19 protein-coding genes are annotated in these 20,843 nt (G+C 61.1%); 12 read left to right on the forward strand and 7 right to left on the reverse strand.

Annotated elements, in window-relative coordinates; genetic code table 11:
• Positions 1-312 precede the first annotated feature (312 nt).
• On the forward strand, positions 313-1,248 hold the full coding sequence (locus tag VJ604_RS00445) for an IS110 family RNA-guided transposase (protein ID WP_324079414.1): 936 nt from the start codon (positions 313-315) through the stop codon (positions 1,246-1,248).
• 68 nt (positions 1,249-1,316) lie between these two features.
• On the opposite strand, the gene msrA is transcribed toward VJ604_RS00445, so the two are convergent.
• From msrA to VJ604_RS00460, 3 genes are all read right to left on the reverse strand, one after another.
• The gene (msrA, locus tag VJ604_RS00450) at positions 1,317-1,931 is read right to left on the reverse strand and encodes a peptide-methionine (S)-S-oxide reductase MsrA (protein ID WP_324079415.1); all 615 of its coding nucleotides are present in this window, start codon (positions 1,929-1,931) and stop codon (positions 1,317-1,319) included.
• 67 nt (positions 1,932-1,998) lie between these two features.
• Positions 1,999-2,559 carry a peptide-methionine (R)-S-oxide reductase MsrB gene (msrB, locus tag VJ604_RS00455; protein WP_324079416.1) on the reverse strand — a complete coding sequence of 187 codons (561 nt, stop codon included), beginning with the start codon at positions 2,557-2,559 and terminating at the stop codon, positions 1,999-2,001.
• 106 nt (positions 2,560-2,665) lie between these two features.
• Entirely contained in the window at positions 2,666-3,160 is a 495-nt protein-coding gene (locus VJ604_RS00460) for a hypothetical protein (RefSeq protein WP_324079417.1), read from the reverse strand.
• A gap of 206 nt (positions 3,161-3,366) precedes the next feature.
• Between VJ604_RS00460 and VJ604_RS00465 the strand changes: the two genes are divergently transcribed.
• The 4 genes from VJ604_RS00465 to VJ604_RS00480 all read left to right on the forward strand — a co-directional run bounded on the left by VJ604_RS00465 (position 3,367) and on the right by VJ604_RS00480 (position 7,605).
• On the forward strand, positions 3,367-3,825 hold the full coding sequence (locus VJ604_RS00465; RefSeq protein WP_324079418.1) for a DUF4124 domain-containing protein: 459 nt from the start codon (positions 3,367-3,369) through the stop codon (positions 3,823-3,825).
• Between the two features lie 26 nt (positions 3,826-3,851).
• Complete coding sequence (locus tag VJ604_RS00470) at positions 3,852-4,190, forward strand: hypothetical protein (protein WP_324079419.1); 339 nt, start codon at positions 3,852-3,854, stop codon at positions 4,188-4,190.
• A 115-nt stretch (positions 4,191-4,305) separates the two neighbouring features.
• Positions 4,306-6,192, forward strand: coding sequence for a transporter substrate-binding domain-containing protein (locus VJ604_RS00475; RefSeq protein WP_324079420.1), 1,887 nt, complete (start codon positions 4,306-4,308; stop codon positions 6,190-6,192).
• Positions 6,193-7,605 carry a sigma-54-dependent transcriptional regulator gene (locus tag VJ604_RS00480; RefSeq protein ID WP_324079421.1) on the forward strand — a complete coding sequence of 471 codons (1,413 nt, stop codon included), beginning with the start codon at positions 6,193-6,195 and terminating at the stop codon, positions 7,603-7,605. It begins immediately after the preceding gene.
• Between the two features lie 136 nt (positions 7,606-7,741).
• Here the strand turns inward: VJ604_RS00480 and VJ604_RS00485 are convergent, their stop codons facing one another.
• Complete coding sequence (locus VJ604_RS00485; protein ID WP_324079422.1) at positions 7,742-7,924, reverse strand: hypothetical protein; 183 nt, start codon at positions 7,922-7,924, stop codon at positions 7,742-7,744.
• 593 nt (positions 7,925-8,517) lie between these two features.
• Between VJ604_RS00485 and VJ604_RS00490 the strand changes: the two genes are divergently transcribed.
• From VJ604_RS00490 to VJ604_RS00505, 4 genes are all read left to right on the forward strand, one after another.
• Entirely contained in the window at positions 8,518-9,825 is a 1,308-nt protein-coding gene (locus VJ604_RS00490) for a dicarboxylate/amino acid:cation symporter (RefSeq protein WP_324079423.1), read from the forward strand.
• A 371-nt stretch (positions 9,826-10,196) separates the two neighbouring features.
• Complete coding sequence (sucC, locus tag VJ604_RS00495) at positions 10,197-11,369, forward strand: ADP-forming succinate--CoA ligase subunit beta (RefSeq protein WP_324079424.1); 1,173 nt, start codon at positions 10,197-10,199, stop codon at positions 11,367-11,369.
• Positions 11,366-12,238, forward strand: coding sequence for a succinate--CoA ligase subunit alpha (gene sucD / locus VJ604_RS00500; protein WP_324079425.1), 873 nt, complete (start codon positions 11,366-11,368; stop codon positions 12,236-12,238). The genes sucC and sucD overlap by 4 nt, the downstream gene beginning before the upstream one ends.
• A gap of 295 nt (positions 12,239-12,533) precedes the next feature.
• Entirely contained in the window at positions 12,534-12,692 is a 159-nt protein-coding gene (locus tag VJ604_RS00505; protein WP_324079426.1) for a DUF6290 family protein, read from the forward strand.
• Between the two features lie 13 nt (positions 12,693-12,705).
• On the opposite strand, the gene VJ604_RS00510 is transcribed toward VJ604_RS00505, so the two are convergent.
• Complete coding sequence (locus VJ604_RS00510) at positions 12,706-14,091, reverse strand: DUF4403 family protein (protein ID WP_324079427.1); 1,386 nt, start codon at positions 14,089-14,091, stop codon at positions 12,706-12,708.
• A gap of 332 nt (positions 14,092-14,423) precedes the next feature.
• On the opposite strand from VJ604_RS00510, the gene VJ604_RS00515 reads away from it, so the two are divergent.
• The 3 genes from VJ604_RS00515 to VJ604_RS00525 are packed head-to-tail and all read left to right on the forward strand — an operon-like array spanning position 14,424 to position 17,395.
• Complete coding sequence (locus tag VJ604_RS00515) at positions 14,424-15,560, forward strand: ABC transporter permease (protein ID WP_324079428.1); 1,137 nt, start codon at positions 14,424-14,426, stop codon at positions 15,558-15,560.
• Between the two features lie 52 nt (positions 15,561-15,612).
• Positions 15,613-16,314 (forward strand): ABC transporter ATP-binding protein, encoded by a 702-nt coding sequence (locus tag VJ604_RS00520; protein ID WP_324079429.1) that lies wholly within the window; start codon positions 15,613-15,615, stop codon positions 16,312-16,314.
• Positions 16,307-17,395 carry an HlyD family secretion protein gene (locus VJ604_RS00525; protein ID WP_324079430.1) on the forward strand — a complete coding sequence of 363 codons (1,089 nt, stop codon included), beginning with the start codon at positions 16,307-16,309 and terminating at the stop codon, positions 17,393-17,395. Before VJ604_RS00520 ends, VJ604_RS00525 begins: the two co-directional genes overlap by 8 nt.
• Positions 17,396-17,450: 55 nt before the next feature.
• Here the strand turns inward: VJ604_RS00525 and VJ604_RS00530 are convergent, their stop codons facing one another.
• On the reverse strand, positions 17,451-18,308 hold the full coding sequence (locus VJ604_RS00530; RefSeq protein WP_324079431.1) for an epoxyqueuosine reductase: 858 nt from the start codon (positions 18,306-18,308) through the stop codon (positions 17,451-17,453).
• A 383-nt stretch (positions 18,309-18,691) separates the two neighbouring features.
• On the reverse strand, positions 18,692-20,843 hold a 2,152-nt coding region (locus tag VJ604_RS00535; RefSeq protein ID WP_324079432.1), incomplete at its 5' end, for a serine protein kinase PrkA.

Genomic DNA, 20,843 nt, shown 5'->3' on the forward strand with positions numbered 1-20,843 from the left:
ATCCAATCCTTGTGCATTATACAAGGGTGCCCGAAGGGCGGGTGAGGGATCTCGGCGCCTGCGACTCTGTCGGCATCGGGGAAGGTGATGGTGCTGCGTGGCTTCCCTCACCCGCCCTGCGGGCACCCTTGTATAATGCACAAGGATGGGATTAGGGTAGAAATGCCAACTGTTTTGGGGTCATGGCAGCACGATAACCCTCTGGGATCAGAACCCGTGGGAGAGCTTGAAGCGCCATGACCTTCTTTCCAAGATCCCGAACAGTTGCCAGGGACGCTACGATCCCGAATCTGCAAGGCTGGGAGATACGGAATGACTGACAAAACTGTTGGAATCGATGTTAGTAAAGCAAAGCTTGACGGAGCAATTCTTCCTGGTGGAGAAGAATTCACGACCTCAAATGACGAGGCCGGCTGCCGCGCCCTCGCCACGAAACTCAAGGACCTCCAACCTACGCGGATCGTTCTAGAGGCCACTGGTGGCCACGAGAACCTGATAGCCGGGATACTTTCAGCTGAAGGCCTCCCCGTTGTGGTTGTCAATGCGCGACAGGTCAGAGATTTTGCCAAAGCCACCGGAAAGTTGGCGAAAACCGATCGTGTTGATGCCAGGATACTTGCCCGTTTCGGTGAGGCCATCAAGCCTGATCCGAGACCGCTAAAGGATGATGAAGCGCAGGCACTTACCGCCATCATTACGAGGAGACGGCAGATCGTCGACATGATCACGGCTGAAAAAAACCGTCTCGCCATCTCCCACGAAAGCGTCAAGAAAGACATTCGTGAGACCATCGAATGGCTTCAAAAGCGGCTTGAGGACATCGACAACGACCTCTCAAAGAACGTCGAAGCAAATAATGTCTGGAAAGCCAAGATCGACATATTGCAGTCCTGCAAAGGGATCGGGCCAGGAAACTCCACCATGATGGTTTGCTCCCTTCCCGAACTCGGCACCCTCAATCGTCGGGAGATGGCAGCCCTGGTGGGAATCTGTCCATATAACCGCGACAGCGGAACGATGCGTGGCAAAAGGGCCATCTTTGGTGGCAGAGCCTCAGTCAGAGCAATGCTTTACATGGGAACGCTCTCTGCTATCCGCTGCAACCCTGTAATCAAGGCCTTTTACCAACGGCTGATCAAGGCAGGGAAGATTCGCAAAGTAGCGATCGTGGCATGCATGAGAAAGCTGCTGACGATCCTCAATGCAATGCTAAAAACCATGACACCCTGGGACCCCGAACACGTTTAAAACCATCACCCTTGACAACGAACACAGTTGCTCTCCCCTGAAGGGGGAATCCCGCGGGCTACTTCATTTTATACATGTCCGGCGGCGGCACCCCAGAGTTCCTTCAGCCTGTCGTCCCTGCCGCAGCGACTCCTGTAGTAGTGGTAGCGGACCGGGTTCTTCTTGTAGTAGTGCTGATGGTACTCCTCGGCGGGGTAAAACTGACTGGCCGGCACGATCTCGGTGAGGATCGGCCCCTTGAACGGCTTGTTGGCCTCCAGCGCTTCTTTGGACTTAAGCGCAAGCCGGTGCTGCTCCTCGGTATGGTAGAAGATGGCGCTCCGGTACTGGTGGCCGGAATCGCAGAATTGACGGTCCTTCACCGTTGGATCGATGTTGTGCCAGTAGACGTCCAAGAGCTTCTGGTAATTGATCCTGGCGGGATCGTAGACCACCTGGACCGACTCGGCATGCCCGGTCCCGCCGGCAGAGACCTCCTCGTAGGTGGGGTTCTTCTTGGTGCCGCCGGTATAGCCGGAGGTAACCGAAACCACGCCGGGGAGTTGGTCAAACGGGTGCTCCATGCACCAGAAGCACCCGCCGGCGAAGGTCGCCTTCTGCAACTTTTCCGCCGGAGCGGCTGGCTTGCGGGTTGGGGGATCGGCACCGGCCAGCAGGAATCCAGCGGTGGTAAGAATGGCCATCAGTATCAAAAGAACTGCTGCGTTCAACCTTTTCATGTCCGATATTCCTTATCCACACCATCTCGGCCTACTTGGTCGGCACGAAGGTCAGCGCCGCCGAGTTCATGCAGTAGCGGAGGCCGGTGGGCTTGGGGCCGTCCTCGAAGACGTGGCCCAAGTGCCCGCCGCAGCGCCGGCACATCACCTCGGTCCTGGTGGTGAAGAAGCTGCGGTCGACCGCGGTCTTGATGTTCTCGCTGGCGATGGGCCGGGTGAAGCTCGGCCAGCCGGTGCCTGATTCGAACTTGTCCTCGGAACGGTAGAGGTCCAGGCCGCACCCGGCGCAACGGTAGATGCCGTGCTCATGGTTGCTGGCGTATTTACCGGTAAACGCCCGTTCCGTCCCCTTCTCCCTCAGCACGTGAAACTGTTCCGGCGTCAGTATCCTTTTCCACTCTTCCTTGGTCTTCACGACTTCGTCGCTCATGATATAGGTCCCCTTCTCGGCCGAGTAAACCTTGATCTTCGCTGCCGCATGGGCTACCGCAGGCGGCCCACTTAAGCCTACCTGCGTGCTCAGCCGGACAATGCCGATCCCCAATGCCGTGACCATTATCGCCAACAAGCCAAAAAGCGTAAGCTTTCTCATCTCCCATCTCCTTACTGCAGCCAACGACCCTCTCCCCCTCTGGGGACGAGCTCTCGGCCGTCCCAACCTGCCCCTCTCGGCATGGCTGGGGTGCAACACCTGCCCATCAGCTGCCGTTCATCACCGCCTCCGGAATCGCGGCATCGAAGCTCTGCATCCAGAAGCCGGTGTCGCCTCCTCCTCTCCCGTCATTACCATTTCCTGCCCCCGAAAGCGCCCCGTACAGGTAGGTGAAACGGAGCTTGCTCCCCGGCACCGGCATGGGGAGCTTGAGCGAGAAGGGCACCATCTGGTTGTACTCGATGCGACTGGGAAAGAGCAGTGAACGGGCGCGGGCCTGTTTCTTTCCGGCGGGATCGATGCTCTCCACCCTCACCTCTACTCCGTTCATCCAGTCATAGCGGATGTTTTTGAAGACGCCGTCAATCACCAGGTCCTGGCCGCTCCGCTGCACCTGCCAGCTCACAGCCGCGTCGAACTGCACGTAGTGGTCCGGAAAGGGGTAAAAGTCCTGCTCCCTGGCTTTTTTCTGGTTCTCCAGAAGAGCGCACCCTCCCAGGGACATCACCAGCACCAACAGGGCACACAGCAGTCGCGACATGGCAGTTTCCTCCTTTTATATAATTCTTGATATATTCTACGCTTACACCCGAAGGTTGGCAACGACGGCGCTGGGACCGTAAGCAATGTCACTGCGATTTCCCACAGATAGGGAGGTGCCAAGTTGACTGCCGGGAATTTTTTCCATTGAAGAGAGGGGGAATATCCTGAATAATGGGTGAGGCGGAAAATCGTGGGAGGGAATGGATGAAAACAACTGTCATTACCGTCATCTGCTTGCTGCTTTTGTCCGCAGCTCTCAGCCATGCCGACATCTACACCTGGAAAGACGGACGTGGCGTCTCCCATTACACGAACAGTCTCCATGAAATCCCGGCACGCTATTTAAAAAAGGCAAGGGTGCTCGATGTGGCTACCGGGAAACTCGGCGGGCTGGCAACCGCCCAGCCGCCGCAAAAGGCAGCAACGGGGCCGGCTGCCCAGGCGGGGCAGACACCGCAGCCGGCGGCAGCCACGCCCATGGGGGTCACCACCTCCCCGGGTGCCCCGGAACCCTCCGTGTCGCCGGCCGCCGTCGCTTCCCCGGGTGCTCTCGCACCGCCGCCGTCCACCATCAAGCTCCCCCCGCCCACTGCGGAAGCCCAAAGGAAGATCAACCGGATGCGGGCCCGCAACCGTGACCGTGACCGGTCGGGAGAAGAGTGAGGCCGCAAAGGCTTCCAGGAGGAGCCATGACACGAACTGCCATGCTCTCTTGTATCCTCTTGGCAGCGTCAGCGGTTTCCCCGCTAGCGGCGCGGGCCGGAGAAATGGTCTGCCATGGGACCATCACCAGCACCCAGGGGGAGGGGCTGGTCGCCAGGACCCACCGCTTCGAGGTGGAATCGGTTGCCGGCAGTGATCTGAGTTCGGTCCTGGAGAAGTGCAAGAAGATTGCCCAGGACAAGCAAAACCGCGCCGCCCGCAAAAACCCCGGCGGCAACTTCAAGCCCTTCTCCGACATCGACCTGCAATGCCAGCAGGACGGCCAGATGACAGCCGTCCGACGCAGCATCACCACCACCCCGTAATCTCCCCCAGCCTAAGTCACCGTCAGAGTCGCCTGGCACTCGCCCGGGACCTCCACCCCGCAAGGTTACTTCGGGGGGCGCCGATCCCTTTCATATTCCAATTGTCCCCTTCACTATGGTATGCTGGCTCGCCGGGCCGGTCCGCGCGAAAGTGACCTCCACCTCCGGCACGGCTCTCTTCCACACCATGAACTCACTGATTGACTGCCACCCTACTATGTCCGGAGGAAAAACCGCCTCCCTCAGCAAGCACCGCCTGCCACGGCTGCCTGCTCCGCTCCTCTGTATCCTCTCGCTGATGCTCCTTCTGGTCAGCTGTCCGGCAGTATGCCTGTGCGCTACCTCTGCCGACGCCCCTTCCGCCGGCCGGACCATCATCGTCGGCGGCAACTGGGCCTACCCTCCCTACGAGTACCTCGACGAAAAGGGTAAACCTGCCGGTTACAACGTGGACCTCACCCGCGCCATCGCCGACGTGATGGGGATGAAGGTGGAGTTCCGCTTCGACGACTGGTCGAAGCTGCGCGCCGCGCTCCCCGCCGGCCAGATTGACATCCTGGAAGGGGTCTCCTACTCGGAGGAGAGGACCCGGACCATCGATTTCTCCCCTCCCCACACCATAGTCCACCACGCCATCTTCGCCCGGCGCGGCACCCCGGCGGTCAGCTCGCTGGAGGGGCTGCGCGGCAAGCAGGTCATCGTCTTCCAGGAAGGGATCATGCACGATACCCTGCGCAGGCTGGGGGGCGCCAACCTGGTCCTTTCCCGCTCGCCTGCCGATGCGCTGAGGCTGCTGGCCTCGGGCAAGTGCGACTACGCCGTGGTGGCAAGCCTTCCGGGCAATTTCCTGATCCGCCAGCTGCATCTCACTAACGTGGTGCCGGTGGCCAAGAACGTGGCGGCCGAGAAGTACTGCTACGGCGTACGTAAAGGGAACACCGAGCTGATTACCCGTTTCAGCGAAGGCTTGGCCATCCTGCAGCAAAACGGCCAGTACGAAGCGATCTACGACCGTTGGCTGGGGGTGAACGAGCAGCGCCTGACCCGGGAGCGGGTGGTGAAGTACGGGCTTATCGTCCTTTTGCCGCTCCTGGCGGTGCTGATCGCCACCGGCGTCTGGTCGCGCACCCTGCAGCGGCGCGTCGATGAGCGCACCGAGGAGCTGGCCCAGGAGGTCGCCGAGCGCAACCGGGCCCTTGAGGAGCTCCGCAGGCATCAGGACAAGCTGATCCAGGCGGACAAGATGGCGACCTTGGGGGTGCTGGTGGCAGGGGTCGCCCACGAGATCAACAACCCCAACGGACTGATCCTGCTGAACCTCCCCATCCTCAAGGACGTCTACCGTGACGCCGCCGAGATGCTGGAGAGCCGCTACCAGGAGGAGGGGGATTTCCAGCTGGGGGGACTCAATTACTCGCTGATGCGGGAGGAGGTCCCCCACATGCTGGAGGACATGAGCGAAGGGGCCGCCCGGATAAAGAGGATCGTGGAGGACCTGAAGGATTACGCCCGCCAGGACACCGTTGCGCGCATGGAGCCGTTCGACCTGAACGCGGTGGTGCAGGCCGCGGTGCGCCTGATGGATACCTCGATAAGGAAGGCGACCAACCGCTTCTCGGTGAGCTACGGCGAGGAGCTACCCCTGGTGATGGGAAACCCGCAGCGCATCGAGCAGGTGGTGGTGAACCTCCTGATCAACGCCTGCCAGGCCCTCCCCTCCCCCGACCACGGCATCGAGATGAGCACCCGCTTTGAGCAGGCGGCGGGACTGGTGAGACTTACCGTGAGGGACGAGGGGGTGGGGGTCCCTCCCGAGTTCTTGAACCGGATCACCGACCCCTTCTTCACCACCAAGAGGGAGAGCGGCGGCACCGGCCTGGGGCTTTCCATCTCGGCCGGCATCGTCCAGGAGCACGGCGGCACGCTGAGCTTCGAGTCCCCGCCCGGCAGCGGCACCACGGCAACCTTCACCCTTTGCGCGCTGAGAAAGGAGCACCCCTAGATGACGGTATCGGTACCGAATTTTTCCATACTGCTGGTGGACGACGAGCCGGCCTGGCTGCGCTCGGTCACCCTGACCCTGGCGCGGGCCGGGATCAACAACGTCCAGAGCTGCAGCGACAGCCGGCAGGTACCCGACATCCTGGCGCGGGGCGAGGTGAAGCTGGTGCTGCTCGACCTCACCATGCCGCACTTAAGCGGCGAGTCGCTTTTGACGCTCATCTCTGAGCGCCACCCGGAGATCCTCACCCTGGTGGTGAGCGGGATGAACCAGCTGGAGACCGCGGTCCGCTGTATGAAGCTCGGCGCCTTCGATTACTTCGTGAAGACCGTGGAGGAGGACCGCCTGGTCACCGGGGTGCTCAGGGCGATCCGCATGCTGGAGCTGGAGCGTGAGAACCAGGACATCTCCGACCGCTTCCTCTCCAACGAACTGCGCCACCCGGAGGCCTTCGTCAACATAGTCACCGCCGACCGCACCATGCTCGGGATCTTCAGCTACATCGAGGCGGTGGCCCAGAGCCGACAGCCGCTGCTGATCACCGGCGAGAGCGGGGCCGGCAAGGAGCTGGTGGCCCGTGCGGTGCACACCCTGAGCGGCAACAGCGGCCCGCTGGTGGCGGTCAACGTTGCCGGTCTCGACGACACCGTCTTCGCCGACACCCTGTTCGGGCACGTGAGGGGCGCCTACACCGGGGCTGACCAGGCCCGCCGCGGCATGATCGAGGAGGCGACCGACGGCACCCTCTTCCTGGACGAGATCGGCGACCTCTCCATCGCCTCCCAGGTGAAGCTCCTGCGGCTCCTGCAGGAGGGAGAATACTTCCCGCTGGGGAGCGACCGCCCGAAAAGGCTCAAGGCCCGGGTGATCGTCGCCACCCACCGCGACCTCAGGGCCAAGGAGGAGGCCGGCGAGTTCCGCCGCGACCTCTACTACCGTCTGCGCACCCACCAGATCCTGCTCCCCCCCTTGCGCGAGCGGCGCGGCGACATCCCGCTGCTGGTGGACCATTTCCTGGCGGAAGCCTCCAACGCGCTCGGCAAGAAGAAGCCGACCCCGCCCAAAGAGCTCGCCCAGCTACTTGCCACCTACGGCTTCCCCGGCAATGTCAGGGAACTGCGCGCCATGATCTACGACGCCGTCAGCGTCCACCGCGAACGGATCCTGTCGCTGGATACCTTCAAAAGCGCCATCGGCTCCGCCACCGCCAAGGAGGCGCCAGCCGCCATCTCCGGCCGCAACATCTTTTCGGGAGTGGAGAAGCTCCCCTCCTTCTCCGAGGCCGCAGACCTCCTGGTCGAGGAAGCCATGGCGCGCTCGGGAGGAAACCAGACCATCGCGGCGCGGCTGCTCTCCATCTCCCAGCCGGCGCTCAGCAAGCGGCTGAAGCTCGGCAAGAACCAGGCATCGTAGCTACTCACCTACGCACTGAATCGCACAAGGTAAAAGCCCCCGGCGCTGCAGCACCAGGGGCTTTACTGTATCCGCAGCACTCCCGGCGGAGGCGGAAGTCTACAGCTTTTCCATCTGTTCCTGCTGGTGGCTTTCCTCAGGCGGCCTTGGCCACCTTGCAATCCCCCTTGGCAGATTCGGTAACGGTGGTAGCGACCTTGCTATTCATCGACTCCAAGCGTGCCAGGGCACCAAAATCCGCACTGACCGTAATCGGGGTGAAATCTTTCGCCACTGCCTGATAGCAAGCAATCCCACCTTCCATTCCTTTAACGACCATGACTCCCTCCTTGTTACTTGATCATTGCATCGGCTTCCTGATGCCGCTTGTTAGCTTGCGTTACTGATTAATACTTTTAGGCCGACATAGCAAGCATAAAATGCTGTAAGTTGTTGTAATAACGGTGTTTTTGTTTTCAATATGTTTTATTGGCCAATTCACCTTTCTATCATTTTGTATATACAATCGATGCCTCGGCAGGCAAAAGGGGGAGTTCCCCGGTGGCCAGTCCATCGGAGGTGATGCCCCCCTTCAGCCCCGGGGTCCGACGGCAGCGGAACACCGGTTTTATTGTCGAAAACAAAGGTCATAACCTGAGTTATAGTCATAACCGGAGTTATACCCACTCAAGTCTTTGGAATTGCGCTGCTTTTTTTTACACACCCTCGACAGCTCCGCCCCTGAGGTTATACCCTTTCCAGCCCTTCCCACCCCTTGCTGTATACAGAAGAGCTCGCTATCACGCCGACAACCGAACAGTCGTTCGCCTTGGTACGCTAGTTGCTAACACTGTTTTAAATTATTTCGGCTGTTGGATTCGATGATCCCACACCGCCAACAGATTTCCCTACTATGGAACAAAAGGAGATGACATGAACGGTAAGAGGTTTTATCAGCATCTGTACGTGCAGGTCCTAACGGCCATCGCCATCGGCGTGGCGCTGGGACATTTCTACCCGGAGACAGGTGTCGCCATGAAGCCGTTCGGGGAGGCGTTCATCAAGCTGATCAAGATGATCATCACCCCGGTCATCTTCTGCACCGTGGTGACCGGCATCGCCGGCATGGAGGACATGAAGAAGGTCGGGCGCGTCGGTGCCAAGGCGCTCCTCTACTTCGAGCTGGTCTCCACCCTGGCGCTCGGCATCGGCCTGGCCGTGGTGCACTTCCTGGAGCCGGGCGTAGGCTTCAACGCCGACGTGTCCAAGATCGACACCAAGGCACTGGCCGCCATCACCAACCAGGCCAAATCCACCAGCACCGTCGACTTCCTGATGAACGTCATCCCCTCCAGCGTGGTGGATGCCTTCGCCAAGGGTGACATCCTGCAGGTGCTGCTGTTCGCCATGATGTTCGGTTTCGCCCTCTCCGCCCTGGGCGAGAAAGGGAAGCCGGTACACGACTTCATCGACAAGACCTCGCACGCCTTCTTCGGCGTGGTGGGCATCATCATGAAGGCCGCCCCCCTCGGCGCCTTCGGCGCCATGGCCTTCACCATCGGCAAGTTCGGGGTCGGCTCCCTCTCCAAGCTGGGCGCCTTCATGGGCTGCTTCTACCTCACCTGCCTCCTCTTCATCTTCGTAGTGCTGGGCCTCATCGCCAAGATCGCCGGCTTCAACATCTTCAAATTCATCGGCTATATCAAGGAAGAGCTGCTGATCGTCCTGGGGACCTCCTCCTCCGAGTCCGCCCTGCCGCGCATGATGGACAAACTGGAGAAGCTCGGCTGCGCCAAGTCGGTGGTCGGCCTGGTGATCCCCACCGGCTACTCCTTCAACCTGGACGGCACCTCCATCTACCTGACCATGGCCGCCGTCTTCGTCGCCCAGGCCACCAACACCCATCTGACCCCCACCCAGCTCTTCACCATCCTTGCCGTGCTGATGCTGACCTCCAAGGGCGCCGCGGGCGTAACCGGCAGCGGCTTCGTCACCCTGGCCGCCACCTTCACCGCCATCCCGAGCATCCCGGTGGCCGGCCTGGCGCTGATCCTCGGCATCGACCGCTTCATGTCCGAGGCCCGCGCCCTCACCAACCTGGTCGGCAACGGCGTGGCCACCGTGGTGGTCTCCCGCTGGGAGAACGAACTCGACATGCAGAAGATGCGCGCGACCCTCAGTGGCAAGGAAGTCGCCGTCACCGCCGGTGCCGAACTGGCCATGGAGCCGGTACAGGAGTAATCGCGGCGTCACTCACCAAACCTCACAGGACGAAAAAGGGTGCCCTCTCGGCACCCTTTTTTACTTCCTCCGCCAGCTGTTTTATTTTGGTGAAAACGTTACCCGTAAAGCGAACATCGTTCCAAAATGGGCTCTGGTCTAGCGCTAAACCCCTCTGATTTCGACCTAAAACACCTTCTACAATAAAACAGACGTTACGGCATGGACGTGCGTATACCGATAAAATCAGAAAAAGTGTTGAACCTTCAACAACTTTCCTGTATACAAATTTTTAAAACAAAGAATTCCTCATTTTACTTTTTGTGACCGACTTCGCTAGACTATCGAGAGGAGAGCCGGTCGTATCCAATGTCCAGCCAGAGGAGGCGGAGATGAACATCCACGAGTACCAGGCAAAGGCGATTCTGAGGAAGTTCGGGGTGCCGGTCCCAGACGGGCACGTCTGCTACAACGGCGCCAGCGCACGCGAGTGGGCCAAGCGTTTGGGGGAAGGCCCCTGGGTAGTCAAGGCGCAGATCCACGCGGGCGGGCGCGGCAAGGGGGGCGGGGTCAAGCTTGCCAAGACCCCCGACGAGGTGCGGCTGATCGCCCGCGACATGATGGGTATGGTCCTGCGCACCCACCAGACCGGACCGGAAGGGAAGGTGGTAACCCGGGTACTGGTTGAAAACGGCTGCAACATCGGCAAGGAGCTCTACGTGAGCCTGTTGGTCGACCGCGCCACCTCCAAGGTAACCGTGATGGCCTCCACCGAGGGGGGGATGGACATCGAGGAGGTCGCCGCCAAGACCCCCGAGAAGATCGTCACCGAGGCGGTCGACCCGCTGGTGGGCCTCACCCCCTTCCAGTGCCGGAAAATCGCCTTCAGCCTCGGCCTGACCGGCAAGCTGACCCAGAAGGCGGTCAAGGTGCTGGGCGGGCTCTATGCCACCTTCCTCGCCTGCGACTGCTCGCTGCTGGAGATTAACCCGCTGGTGGTCACCAAGGAGGGGGATCTGATCTGCCTGGACGCCAAGTTCGGCTTCGACGACAACGCCATCTTCCGCCACCCCAAGATCGGCGACATGCGGGACTTCGACGAGGAGGACCCCAACGAGGTGGAGGCCTCCCAGCACGACCTCTCCTACGTCTCGCTGAACGGCAACATCGGCTGCCTGGTGAACGGTGCCGGGCTTGCCATGGCCACCATGGACATCATCAAGCACTCCGGCGGCAACCCGGCCAACTTCCTGGACGTAGGGGGCGGGGCCACCATCGAGCGGGTGAGCGAGGCCTTCAAGCTGATCCTCTCCGACAAGAACGTGAAAGGGATCCTGGTGAACATCTTCGGCGGCATCATGAAATGCGACGTGATCGCCACCGGCGTTATCGAGGCGGCCAGGCAGGTGGAGCTCAAGGTGCCGCTGGTGGTGCGGCTGGAAGGGACCAACGTGGAACTGGGGAAAAAGCTTTTGGAAGAGAGCGGCCTTAACATCGTGCCTGCCGACGGCATGGCCGACGCGGCAAGAAAAATCGTGGCAGCCGTCAAAGGAGGTGCCAAGTGAGCATCCTGATCGATAAGAACACCAGAGTCATCACCCAGGGGCTCGGCGCCACCGGCCTCTTCCACGCCCAAGGCGCCCGCGAGTACGGCACCAAGATGGTAGGGGGCGTCACCCCCGGCAAGGGGGGAACCACCATTGACGGCTTCCCCGTCTACGACACCGTGGTCCAGGCGGTGGAGAAGACCGGCGCCACCGCCTCGGTCATCTACGTGCCGCCCCCCTTCGCCGCCGATTCCATCATGGAAGCGGTCGACGCGGGGCTCGACCTGGTCATCTGCATCACCGAGGGGATTCCGGTGCTGGACATGGTGAAGGTGAAGCATTACATGAAGGGCAAGAAGACCAGGCTGGTGGGGCCGAACTGCCCCGGCGTGATCACCCCGGGTCAGTGCAAGATCGGCATCATGCCGGGCTACATCCACAAGCCGGGCAAAGTAGGCGTGGTCTCGCGCTCCGGCACGCTCACCTACGAGGCAGTCTGGCAGCTCACCAACGTGGGACTGGGGCAGTCCACCTGCGTCGGCATCGGCGGCGACCCGGTCAACGGTACCAGCCACATCGACTGCCTGAGGCTGTTCGAGACCGATCCGGATACCGAGGCGGTCATCATGATCGGGGAGATCGGCGGTAACGCCGAGGAAGAGGCGGCTCACTTCGTCAAGGAGCACATGAAAAAGCCGGTGGCGGCCTACATCGCCGGCGTCACCGCCCCCCCGGGCAAGCGGATGGGACATGCCGGCGCCATCATCTCCGGCGGCAAGGGGACCGCCACCGAAAAGGTGGCCGTCTTGAGGGAGTGCGGCATCAGCGTGGCGGACAGCCCCGCAGAGATGGCCCAGGCGCTGTTGAAGGTGTACCGGCCGAGCTGATCACCCCCTCCCTCACCCCCGCCCCTTCTCCCCTAAAGAGGCGCGGGGAGGTTTTTCTGGAGTTACCCTCTCCTCCTCAGGGGGAGAGGGTGGCCGAAGGCCGGGTGAGGGCGTGGTTGGATGGGCGGCGCCGTCTGTAGGGTGGGCCGATTTAGAACAAGACAGGCGGTCGACGCTTCTTCAGTTTTGGCCATCACCGTCTTAATTAGCTTGATCTAGCGGCGCTTTTCAAGTATACGTTTTTTTAAAACAGGACTCACCGTTTAGCGGCCTGTGCCCTCGTAGGGAGCTTGCCATGGCAAAGTGCAAGAAGAAGCAGCCCAGATACAACGTGGTGTCGGTCCGAGTCAGCGACGAAGAGCGGCAGTTGCTCGAGAAATTGTCCGCGGAAGAGAACAAGAAGGTCTCCGACCTGATCCGGGAAGCCCTGCAGACCATCACCCCCCCGAAGTAGAACCGTTGCCTCCTTAATGAAATACGATGCCCGTTTCCCCCTCCAGATAGACCCCCAGCGAGATCCGGTCCCTCCTCACTACCAGGTCGTTTAGCCTCAGCTCCTGAACGCTTCCAGAAAGGAAGACGTTGTCGGCGAGTTTCGCCCGTGCCAACGATTTCCCAGCCAGCTCACCTGCCTCCCTCAACCGCTGGGTAAGGTCCAGATTGAGCTTCTCCTGGATCTTGCTGCGGAAGGTGTCGTGCAGGAACCAGTCGGCGGAATTCAACAGCAGGCTGCGCGACTCCATGTCGAAATCGAGATCCTGCACCGATACCACGTTGGTTTGCGGATTGAAGAGGGGACGGCAAGTAAGGTAGAAGATTCCCTCAACCGACCCCGCGGTTTCCACCTTGACCAGCAGGTGATCGCCGCTGCCGTAGATGTCGAGATCCTTCAATATGACGCTTCTGCCATCCTGACCCAGTTCCTTGTTGAGCAGCAGCGGCGTGGCGATCTTCAGCAGGTCCTTGTAGAAGACGTCGGTGTTGACAGCGACCCGGAACCTGCGGTCGGTACCGGTGGCGAGCTTCAGGCGGGGAAGCGGGAGAGCGGAGCGGGCGGCAGGCTCAGGACCGATCACCAGGTCGGCGAAGGAGGTAAGCCCGACGGCGACCTTGACGCGGTTGTCACGGGCGGCGAGCGGATACAAAAGGACCTCTCTGGGGGTCACCACCAGCCAAGCGTCGTAGCTCTTGTCGAGGCGAATCGGCTTCTGCGCCTCGCTCCACGCCTTGGCCACCTGGGCCTGCAGCGGCACCTTCTCGTTAAGCTTCTTGGCCACCAAGGCGGAAAGGGTCCGCTGCAGCGGCGCGGTCATCGATTCCACCGTTGCTCGCGGCTTCACCGAAAGCGGACCTATCTTCACCTCCTGCGCCAGGTTGTCGGTCAGCCCGGTGTAGTAGACCTGGGCGTCGATCCTCCAGTCCGGGGTTACGTTGGCGCTGACCTTGAACTTCAGCTTGGTGGTGAGCGGCGGGGTTTCGAACATGCCGTAGCTCATGGAGACGGCGACCGGGACGGTGAGATAAAGGTAGTTGTCGGCGATGGAGACGGCGACCGGCCCGTTCTTGGTCACTACGGTTGCGGGGCCGCCGGAGCTGGGGGCGCTTTTGTAGAGCTCCTTGGGAAGCACCCGGTTCATGGCATCGGCCAGCTCTGCCGCCGTCATCTCGATGCCGACGTTGATGGTGGAGAGCTCCTTTTTCAACTCCGCCCGGAAGGCCTCCTCCTTGGGAGCGGTCGCGGTCAGCCGGTCAAAGCCGTGCTTACTGCTCGCACAGGAGGTCAGGGTGAGGCAGAGGGAAGCAGCGGCCAGCAGGGAAAGGGGCTTCATGATAAAGGCGTGCAATCGGATCATGCCGGAATTCTCCTGGATGTGCGGGTGCGGATCAGGATCTGCTCCTTGAGCATTGCTTGCTATTACAGGACCGGAATCTCACGGCAACGCACCCGTGTCTTCCTGGGAGTCGGTCACTGGGTGAGCCTGGCGAGTTTACTGGCTTTGCTCGGGGAAGACAACAGATAATCCGCGCTTTTGTCAGCGTTACGGGCTCCTTGACTTTACCCCTCCCAGGATTAAACTATTTTATGGATCGCGACAATCATCCGCCCACCGCACCTGAGACTGCCCCGCCACTTTCTTCATCGACAACCGCGCCCGAACATTGCAGGGCACGGAAGGATCACGCAGTGAAGGGAATCCTGCGCATAGCATACAAACTTCTCGTCAACGACAGAGGGAAGTTTGCCGCACTGCTGGTCGGCATCACCTTCGCCGTCTTCCTGATCGTCATGATGACCTCGATGTTCTCCGGCATTCTCCACCGCTCCTCCGCCACCGTCCTCAACATCGGCGCCCGGCTCTGGGTGATGGACCCGGCCGTCAACACCGCCGCCAACAGCATCCCCATGCCCGACTATGTGCTGGACGCCGTCCGCAGCACCCGCGGGGTGAGGTACGCCGTCCCTCTCTACTCGGGTGGTGCCATGGTGAAGCTTGTCGACGGCACCTTCCAGTCGGTGACGGTGATGGGGCTCGATGATTCCAGCCTGTACGGCCGCCCGCAGCTCATCGAAGGGAAGATCGAAGACCTGTACGCGGAAAACGCCTTCGTGGTGGTAAAGGACTCGGAGTTCGGCAAGCTCAAGAACCCGCAGCTGGGGACAGAGTTCGAGATCAACGACCACCGTGGTGTGGTGGTGGGCATCGCCCGGGTCACCAGCAGCGGCCTTTTCGGCGTTCCCACCCTCTACACCACCTATAAGCGGGCGATCTCCTATATCCCATCCACGCGCTTCACCACCTCCTATATCCTGGTGGAGCCGCTGAACGACCAGGTCATCCCCTACATCCAGCAGCAGATCAGGGCGCTCGGCTACCAGGCGCTCACCGACCGGCAATTCATCGAGAAGATCGGCGACTTCTACAAGTACCAGACCGGGGTCGGCATCAACGTCATGCTGATGACCATGATCAGCTTCATCGTCGGCCTCTCCATTTCCGGACAGACCTTCTATACCTTCATCCTGGAGAACCTGGACAAGTTCGGTGCGCTCAAGGCTATCGGCGCCAAGGGACGCGAGCTGGTCGGCATGATCCTCTTCCAGGTTGGATTCACCTGTCTGATCGGCTATGGGCTGGGAGTCGGCCTCGCCTCGGTGATGATCGCGCTGGCCAAGTTGAGGCTCCCGAGCTACGCGGCCAAGATTACCTACGGCAACTTAAGCTTCGCCTTCGTGATGGTGCTGATCATTGCGGCAGTCTCAAGCTACATCGGGGTGAGGAAGGTGCTCAGGATCGAGCCGTTTGACATCTTCCGTGGGTGATGGCTGCCAAGCAGGCGGGGCAGGCGAGGCGAAGGCACGAAGAGGAAGCGACATGGGCGGCTTGGCTCTTACGGCAAGGGATCTGGTGAAATGGTTCGGCGAAGGAGACGCCAGGACCTACGCGGTGCGCGGAGTCAGCTTCGACGCCCTCTTCGGGGAGATGCTCTACATCGAAGGACCTTCCGGCAGCGGTAAGACCACGCTGCTCAGCATGATCTCCGGCATCCTGAGGCCCAATGAAGGAACGGTGACCGTTGAGGGGGAAAACATCTGGCAGCTCTCCTCGGACAGGATCGCCGATTTCCGGCTGCACAGGGTGGGCTTCGTGTTCCAGGACTACCACCTGTTCCCTCGTCTCACCACGCTGGAGAACGTCGCCCTCCCGCTCATCCTGCGCAGGTCACCCTGGGACGCTGCCCTTGAGGAGGCCATGACCTACCTGGAGGTGGTGGGGATAAAGGAACGGGCCCTGTTGCCGCCGGTGAAATTGAGCGGCGGTGAGCAGCAGCGGGTGGCGATTGCGCGCGCCATCGCCGGCCACCCCGACATCCTCATCTTCGACGAACCGACCGCTTCTCTGGACGGCGACACCGGGCGCCGGATCGTGGAGTTCGTGAAGAGGAACATCCTCAACGAACACCGCTGCATCATCATCGTGACGCACGACAGCAGAATTTTCGAGTACGCCGACCGCATCATAAAGATGGAGGACGGCAGGATAACCGAGAAACTGGAAGGAGAGGGACGTGCGTAACCGGGTACTGATCATCCTGGCGGTGCTCGGGCTGGCAATCGGTCTGGCCAGCGCCTTCATCTACAGCAGGCAAAAAAAGGCGGAGCCGCCCGCCTTCCAACCCGCCTCCAACCCCTACCGAAAGGGGATCTACGCCAACGGCATCGTCGAGAGCTACCAGGAGAACGGTCAGAACATCAACATCTACCCGGAGGTGTCCGGCACCATCGTGAAGATCCCGGTGGGCGAGGGTCAGAGCGTGGCAGCGGGAGAGCCGCTGCTGATGCTGGACGATTCCGTGCAGAGGGCGACCACCGCCCAACTGGGATCCCAGGCACTGGCGGCGCGTACGCAGCTGGAGCAGCTCAAGGCTCAGCCCCGCAAGGAGGCGCTGGAGGTAGCGGTGGCGCAGGTGGAGGTCAATACCGCCGCCCTCAAAATGGCGCAGGATCAGTGGAACCGGCTGAGACGGCTGGCCGAGACGGAGCCGCGCTCCATCAGCAAGGACGTGCTCGAGAATGCGGAAAACGCCGAGAAGGTGGCCAGGGCGAACCTGGATGTGGCGAAGAGGCAGTACAACCTGGTGAGGGCGGGGGCCTGGAACTTCGAGATCCGCAACCAGGAAAACCAGCTTGCGGCGGCGGTCAAGGCTTGTCAGGCAGCAGAGGCACTGCTGGCCAAGTACACGGTGAGGGCCCCGTCGGCAGGGGTGGTCCTTTCCATCAACGCCGCACCGGGCAGCTACGTTTCACCGCAGGGGGCCTACGACAGCTACACCCAGGGGACCGTGCCGGTTCTGGTGATGGGCGGGACGCAGCAGCGCTTCCTGGGGGTGAGATGCTACATCGACGAGATCCTGGTCCAGCGACTTCCCCCCGGCAACCAGATGAACTCCAGGATGTTCATCCGCGGCACCGACCTCAGCATCCCGCTGGAATTCGTCCGGGTCCAGCCGTACGTTTCACCCAAGATAGACCTCTCCAACCAGCGGACCGAACGGGTCGACGTCCGGGTGCTGCCGGTCATCTTCAGGTTCCAGAAGCCCCAGAAGATCACGCTGTACCCGGGGCAGCTGGTGGACGTCTATATCGGGGAAAAGTAGCGAGCGCACGGCGCCTGACAAAGGTGATGCCGGAATACGGTCCCTACCAGAAGCTCTAGGGGATGCGGCTCTCGCAGGGGATCCTGGTTTGACACAGGCCGCAGCCGGTGGCGGTGACGCCGTAGGTCTCGCCCACTGCCTGCGGGACGGTGCCGTAGACATGCTGGCGGCAGATCTGCTTGTCATGGCCCTCTTTGGAGAGGGCGCCGACCGGACAGCGGGTAATGCAGGCGCCGCAGGTTCCGTTGCGATGGAACAGACAGTTGTAGGTGCGATGCGCGTACGGCTTTTGGGAGGGCCGCAATGCCAGGTCGGTGATGACGCTCCCCAGTCGATGGCCGATGCCGCGCGGGGTGATCAGGGCGTCGTTGAGGCTGAAGGTGCCGAGCCCGGCCGCGTAGGCGGCGTGGCGCTCGGACCAGGAGGAGGCGATGCCCACCGGGGTATCGGAGTACTCTTTCCAGCAGGGATGGAACTGCGGGGCGAAGGCGCGGTGGCCGGCGGCGGCGAGGAAGCTGACCAGGTGCCGGCGCAGCGCTCCGTTGAAGGTCTCGCCGTGCATGCGCGTCTGGGCCCAGGCGCGCGACGGGTACATGGTCTCGGGGCGGTTGCTCGCGCGGGTGGCGTCGGTGATGGGGAGGACATAGCAGATGACCGTGCGGGGCGTCCAGCCGCTTTCCGGGGACTGGCTCCGCAGGTGCCTGTCCCCTTCGCCGGCAAGCTGGGCCGCCATTTCCGCAGGGGTGAAATGAAAGTCGCCGATCACCGTCTTGTACTCGGTGAACAAGGGGTCGTCAGCTGCGGCGAAGCCGATCAGCGGCTCGTCGAAGTACCTCTCCTCGCGGCCGGGAAAGCGGTTGCCGGCATCCTCCCGCACGAAACGGCGGATCTCATCGCAAATTATCTTCTCCATGGCTCACCTCGAATCGTCCGGTTCCTTTGACGGCTGCCCCATCCTCGACTGCTGCTAACTCCTCGCGATTAATACAACTTTTCCCGGCATTGTTACAACAAGATTCTTCTCGAGCACCCGATCCCCGCCCCTGCCCGCCCCTTGCTAGTACACCCCTCCCCCCGAACGGGGGGAGGCCAGGTAAGGGAGCGCTGTCGCGAAATGCGGGTACGGCGCCTCGTCCAGGTTCACGGTGTGCGACCTCATCGACTTTTCCAGACATGGTCCCCCTCCCCAGCCCTCCCCCTCCGGGAGAGGGGACATAAAGCAAGGGACGGATGGGATGTGAAAAAAGGCCGGGTTATGCGGCCCGGCCTTGCGAGGTAACGTATGAGTGCCGGCAATCAGGTGTGGAACTTCCTGGCCAGGTCGTTGTCGATCACGTACACGCAGATCTCCTTGGCGGCCTGCTTGGTGTACTTGAACTTCTCGGAGCTCAGGTTGTTGATCAGGAAGGTGACGTCGTCGCGGATCCTTTTGTCGTAGGTCTTGAAGGCATCGGTGTCGAAATCCTTGATGGCGCGCCGGAAGTTGGCGTTCTCCAGGAACGGCTCGAGCACCTTCTCTTTCAGGTTGTAGACGTAGCGGTCGTGCAGGGACTGGAAGAGCTGGGTCTCCTGCGGCTTCTTCCCTTCCACCATGATCTCCTGGGTCAGGGTCTTGCCGGTGTACTCGTGCTGGACCTCCTGGCGGAAGGTGAGCCGTGACTGGGTCTCGGCCTTGGCCGCCCCGAGAAGCCTCCCCTCGATGCCGGAGAGGAGCTCCTCGGTGACCTCCAGCTTGTCGCCGGTGAAGCTGCAGATCTCCACGGCGCCCGGCTCGAAGTTGACGGCGAAGATGTAGTTGAGGATGTCCCGCTCGATCTGGGACTCGTTGTAGTAGTAGAGCGCCTCCTTGACCTCCTGGAGCACCAGGTAGTCGTAGTTGTGGATGAGCGACTCCATGAAGCCTTCCGGTATGGACTCCTTGAGCTCCTTGTGCCACCTGGTGAAGAAGGTGGAGAGGTGCGACATGGTGATCATCTTGTCCTTCCTGGCGTAGGCCGCGTAGAAGTCCGAGAAGATCTTGATCGATTCCCGGCCGGAGAAGCCGTGGTCACCCTCGTGCTCGCTCTCGGCGATGATTTTCTTGCGCCGCTTGGCGTTCAGCCTTTTGCGGTCCTCCTCGGTCAGCCACTCCGGGATGTGACCGGTGTAGATCTCCATCTTCAGGATCTGCAGGTGTTCGTCGCAGTAGAGCCGGTACTTCTCGGGGTCGCCGATCCACTCCAGGAGCGCATCGGACTTGATGTTCATGCGGGTCGAGATGATCACCCGGGCGAAGTTGTGCAACACGCGCGGCAGGAAGCTGCCGTCGATGTGCTTGCCGAAGATGTTCCGGTAGATCTCCACCTCGGTGTTCAGGTCCATGACGTAGGGGATGTTGATGAACTCGATGCGGTCGGTGAACGACTGCACCCCCTCGATTGAGCGCTCGTCCTCCGGGTTCATGAGGGCGATGAACAGCGAGCGGACGTTCTCCTCCACCTCGTCGACCTTGTGGATCCCCTCGCTGATGATGTTGTGCAGCTCCAGGAGTCTTTCCGCGTTGTGGGACTTCACGTCCATCAGCGCGTAGATGCCGTTGTTGGTCTTGGCGAAGTTGGAGTAGAGGTACTTCACCTCGTTGCTGTCACCCAAGAGAAGGTCGATCTTCCTCTGCAGGAGATCGTTGGAGTGGATGTTCATCTTGGTGGAGCGGTCGCCCGGGTTGTAGACGGTGATCCCCTCTCCCAGCCTGCGGTTGAACCGGTATGGGCGCACCCGTATCATCCGGAACAGGTCGGCCGGGTCTTCCAGCCTTGCCGAGAGCGCCTGGAAGAGCGAGGTGCAGATGGTGCAGGGGGAATCCTTGAAGACCCAGTCATACTCCTTCTCGGTGAAGAGCTTCCACTTGGTGGCGTCATTTTGCAGCAGATCGTCGAAGAAGGATCTCCGGTGGCTCTTTTCGATCATCAAAAGAGGGCTGTCGTGGGAGGGACAAGGCACCTCGACCACGTCGCTTCCCCGAAGCAGGGCGGCCTTGGCCTCGGAGAGGTCGGTGGGATCCAGCTCGTACTCATCCAGCAGGTGGGAAAGCCTTTCCATGAAGGAGGCCACCTGGTGCTCCTTGAAGCGCCCAAGGATGTAGCGGTCGAGGTGCCACACCACCTCATAGCACCTGCCGGCCTCGGAGCTGCTGTACTCCTCGAACTTCAGCAGCAGGTTGTTCAGGAAGGTACTCTTGCCGGAGCCGGGGGGGCCTTCGAAGATGTAGATCTTGTTCTGGCGCGCCCCGCTCTTCATGGCCGAGACGTGGTTCATCAGCCGGTTGGCGAACAGCCGGTCGGCGAAGAAGGGGCGGTCGGACCCCTCCACGAAGAGCTTGCGGGTGTCGTAGTTGACGAAATTGATCGATTCCGGATCGTCCGGGTACTCGTCGATCCCCGCGCTCACGTAGCTTTTCACCATGTCGTGG

It is taken from the genome of Geomonas sp. (genome assembly GCF_035254065.1).
Taxonomy (GTDB): Bacteria; Desulfobacterota; Desulfuromonadia; order Geobacterales; family Geobacteraceae; genus Geomonas.

What these genes read in the sequence shown, in the direction of transcription:
- msrA (WP_324079415.1), bottom strand. Translation starts at nt 1,931, where the DNA reads ATGGCCATTCTTACCACCGCTGGATTCCTGCTGGCCGGTGCCGATCCC.
- sucC (WP_324079424.1), top strand. Translation starts at nt 10,197, where the DNA reads ATGAACATCCACGAGTACCAGGCAAAGGCGATTCTGAGGAAGTTCGGG.
- VJ604_RS00475 (WP_324079420.1), top strand. Translation starts at nt 4,306, where the DNA reads ATGGTATGCTGGCTCGCCGGGCCGGTCCGCGCGAAAGTGACCTCCACC.
- VJ604_RS00445 (WP_324079414.1), top strand. Translation starts at nt 313, where the DNA reads ATGACTGACAAAACTGTTGGAATCGATGTTAGTAAAGCAAAGCTTGAC.
- msrB (WP_324079416.1), bottom strand. Translation starts at nt 2,559, where the DNA reads ATGAGAAAGCTTACGCTTTTTGGCTTGTTGGCGATAATGGTCACGGCA.
- VJ604_RS00460 (WP_324079417.1), bottom strand. Translation starts at nt 3,160, where the DNA reads ATGTCGCGACTGCTGTGTGCCCTGTTGGTGCTGGTGATGTCCCTGGGA.
- VJ604_RS00510 (WP_324079427.1), bottom strand. Translation starts at nt 14,091, where the DNA reads ATGATCCGATTGCACGCCTTTATCATGAAGCCCCTTTCCCTGCTGGCC.
- VJ604_RS00530 (WP_324079431.1), bottom strand. Translation starts at nt 18,308, where the DNA reads ATGGAGAAGATAATTTGCGATGAGATCCGCCGTTTCGTGCGGGAGGAT.
- VJ604_RS00485 (WP_324079422.1), bottom strand. Translation starts at nt 7,924, where the DNA reads ATGGTCGTTAAAGGAATGGAAGGTGGGATTGCTTGCTATCAGGCAGTG.
- VJ604_RS00505 (WP_324079426.1), top strand. Translation starts at nt 12,534, where the DNA reads ATGGCAAAGTGCAAGAAGAAGCAGCCCAGATACAACGTGGTGTCGGTC.
- VJ604_RS00520 (WP_324079429.1), top strand. Translation starts at nt 15,613, where the DNA reads ATGGGCGGCTTGGCTCTTACGGCAAGGGATCTGGTGAAATGGTTCGGC.
- VJ604_RS00480 (WP_324079421.1), top strand. Translation starts at nt 6,193, where the DNA reads ATGACGGTATCGGTACCGAATTTTTCCATACTGCTGGTGGACGACGAG.
- VJ604_RS00465 (WP_324079418.1), top strand. Translation starts at nt 3,367, where the DNA reads ATGAAAACAACTGTCATTACCGTCATCTGCTTGCTGCTTTTGTCCGCA.
- VJ604_RS00470 (WP_324079419.1), top strand. Translation starts at nt 3,852, where the DNA reads ATGACACGAACTGCCATGCTCTCTTGTATCCTCTTGGCAGCGTCAGCG.
- VJ604_RS00490 (WP_324079423.1), top strand. Translation starts at nt 8,518, where the DNA reads ATGAACGGTAAGAGGTTTTATCAGCATCTGTACGTGCAGGTCCTAACG.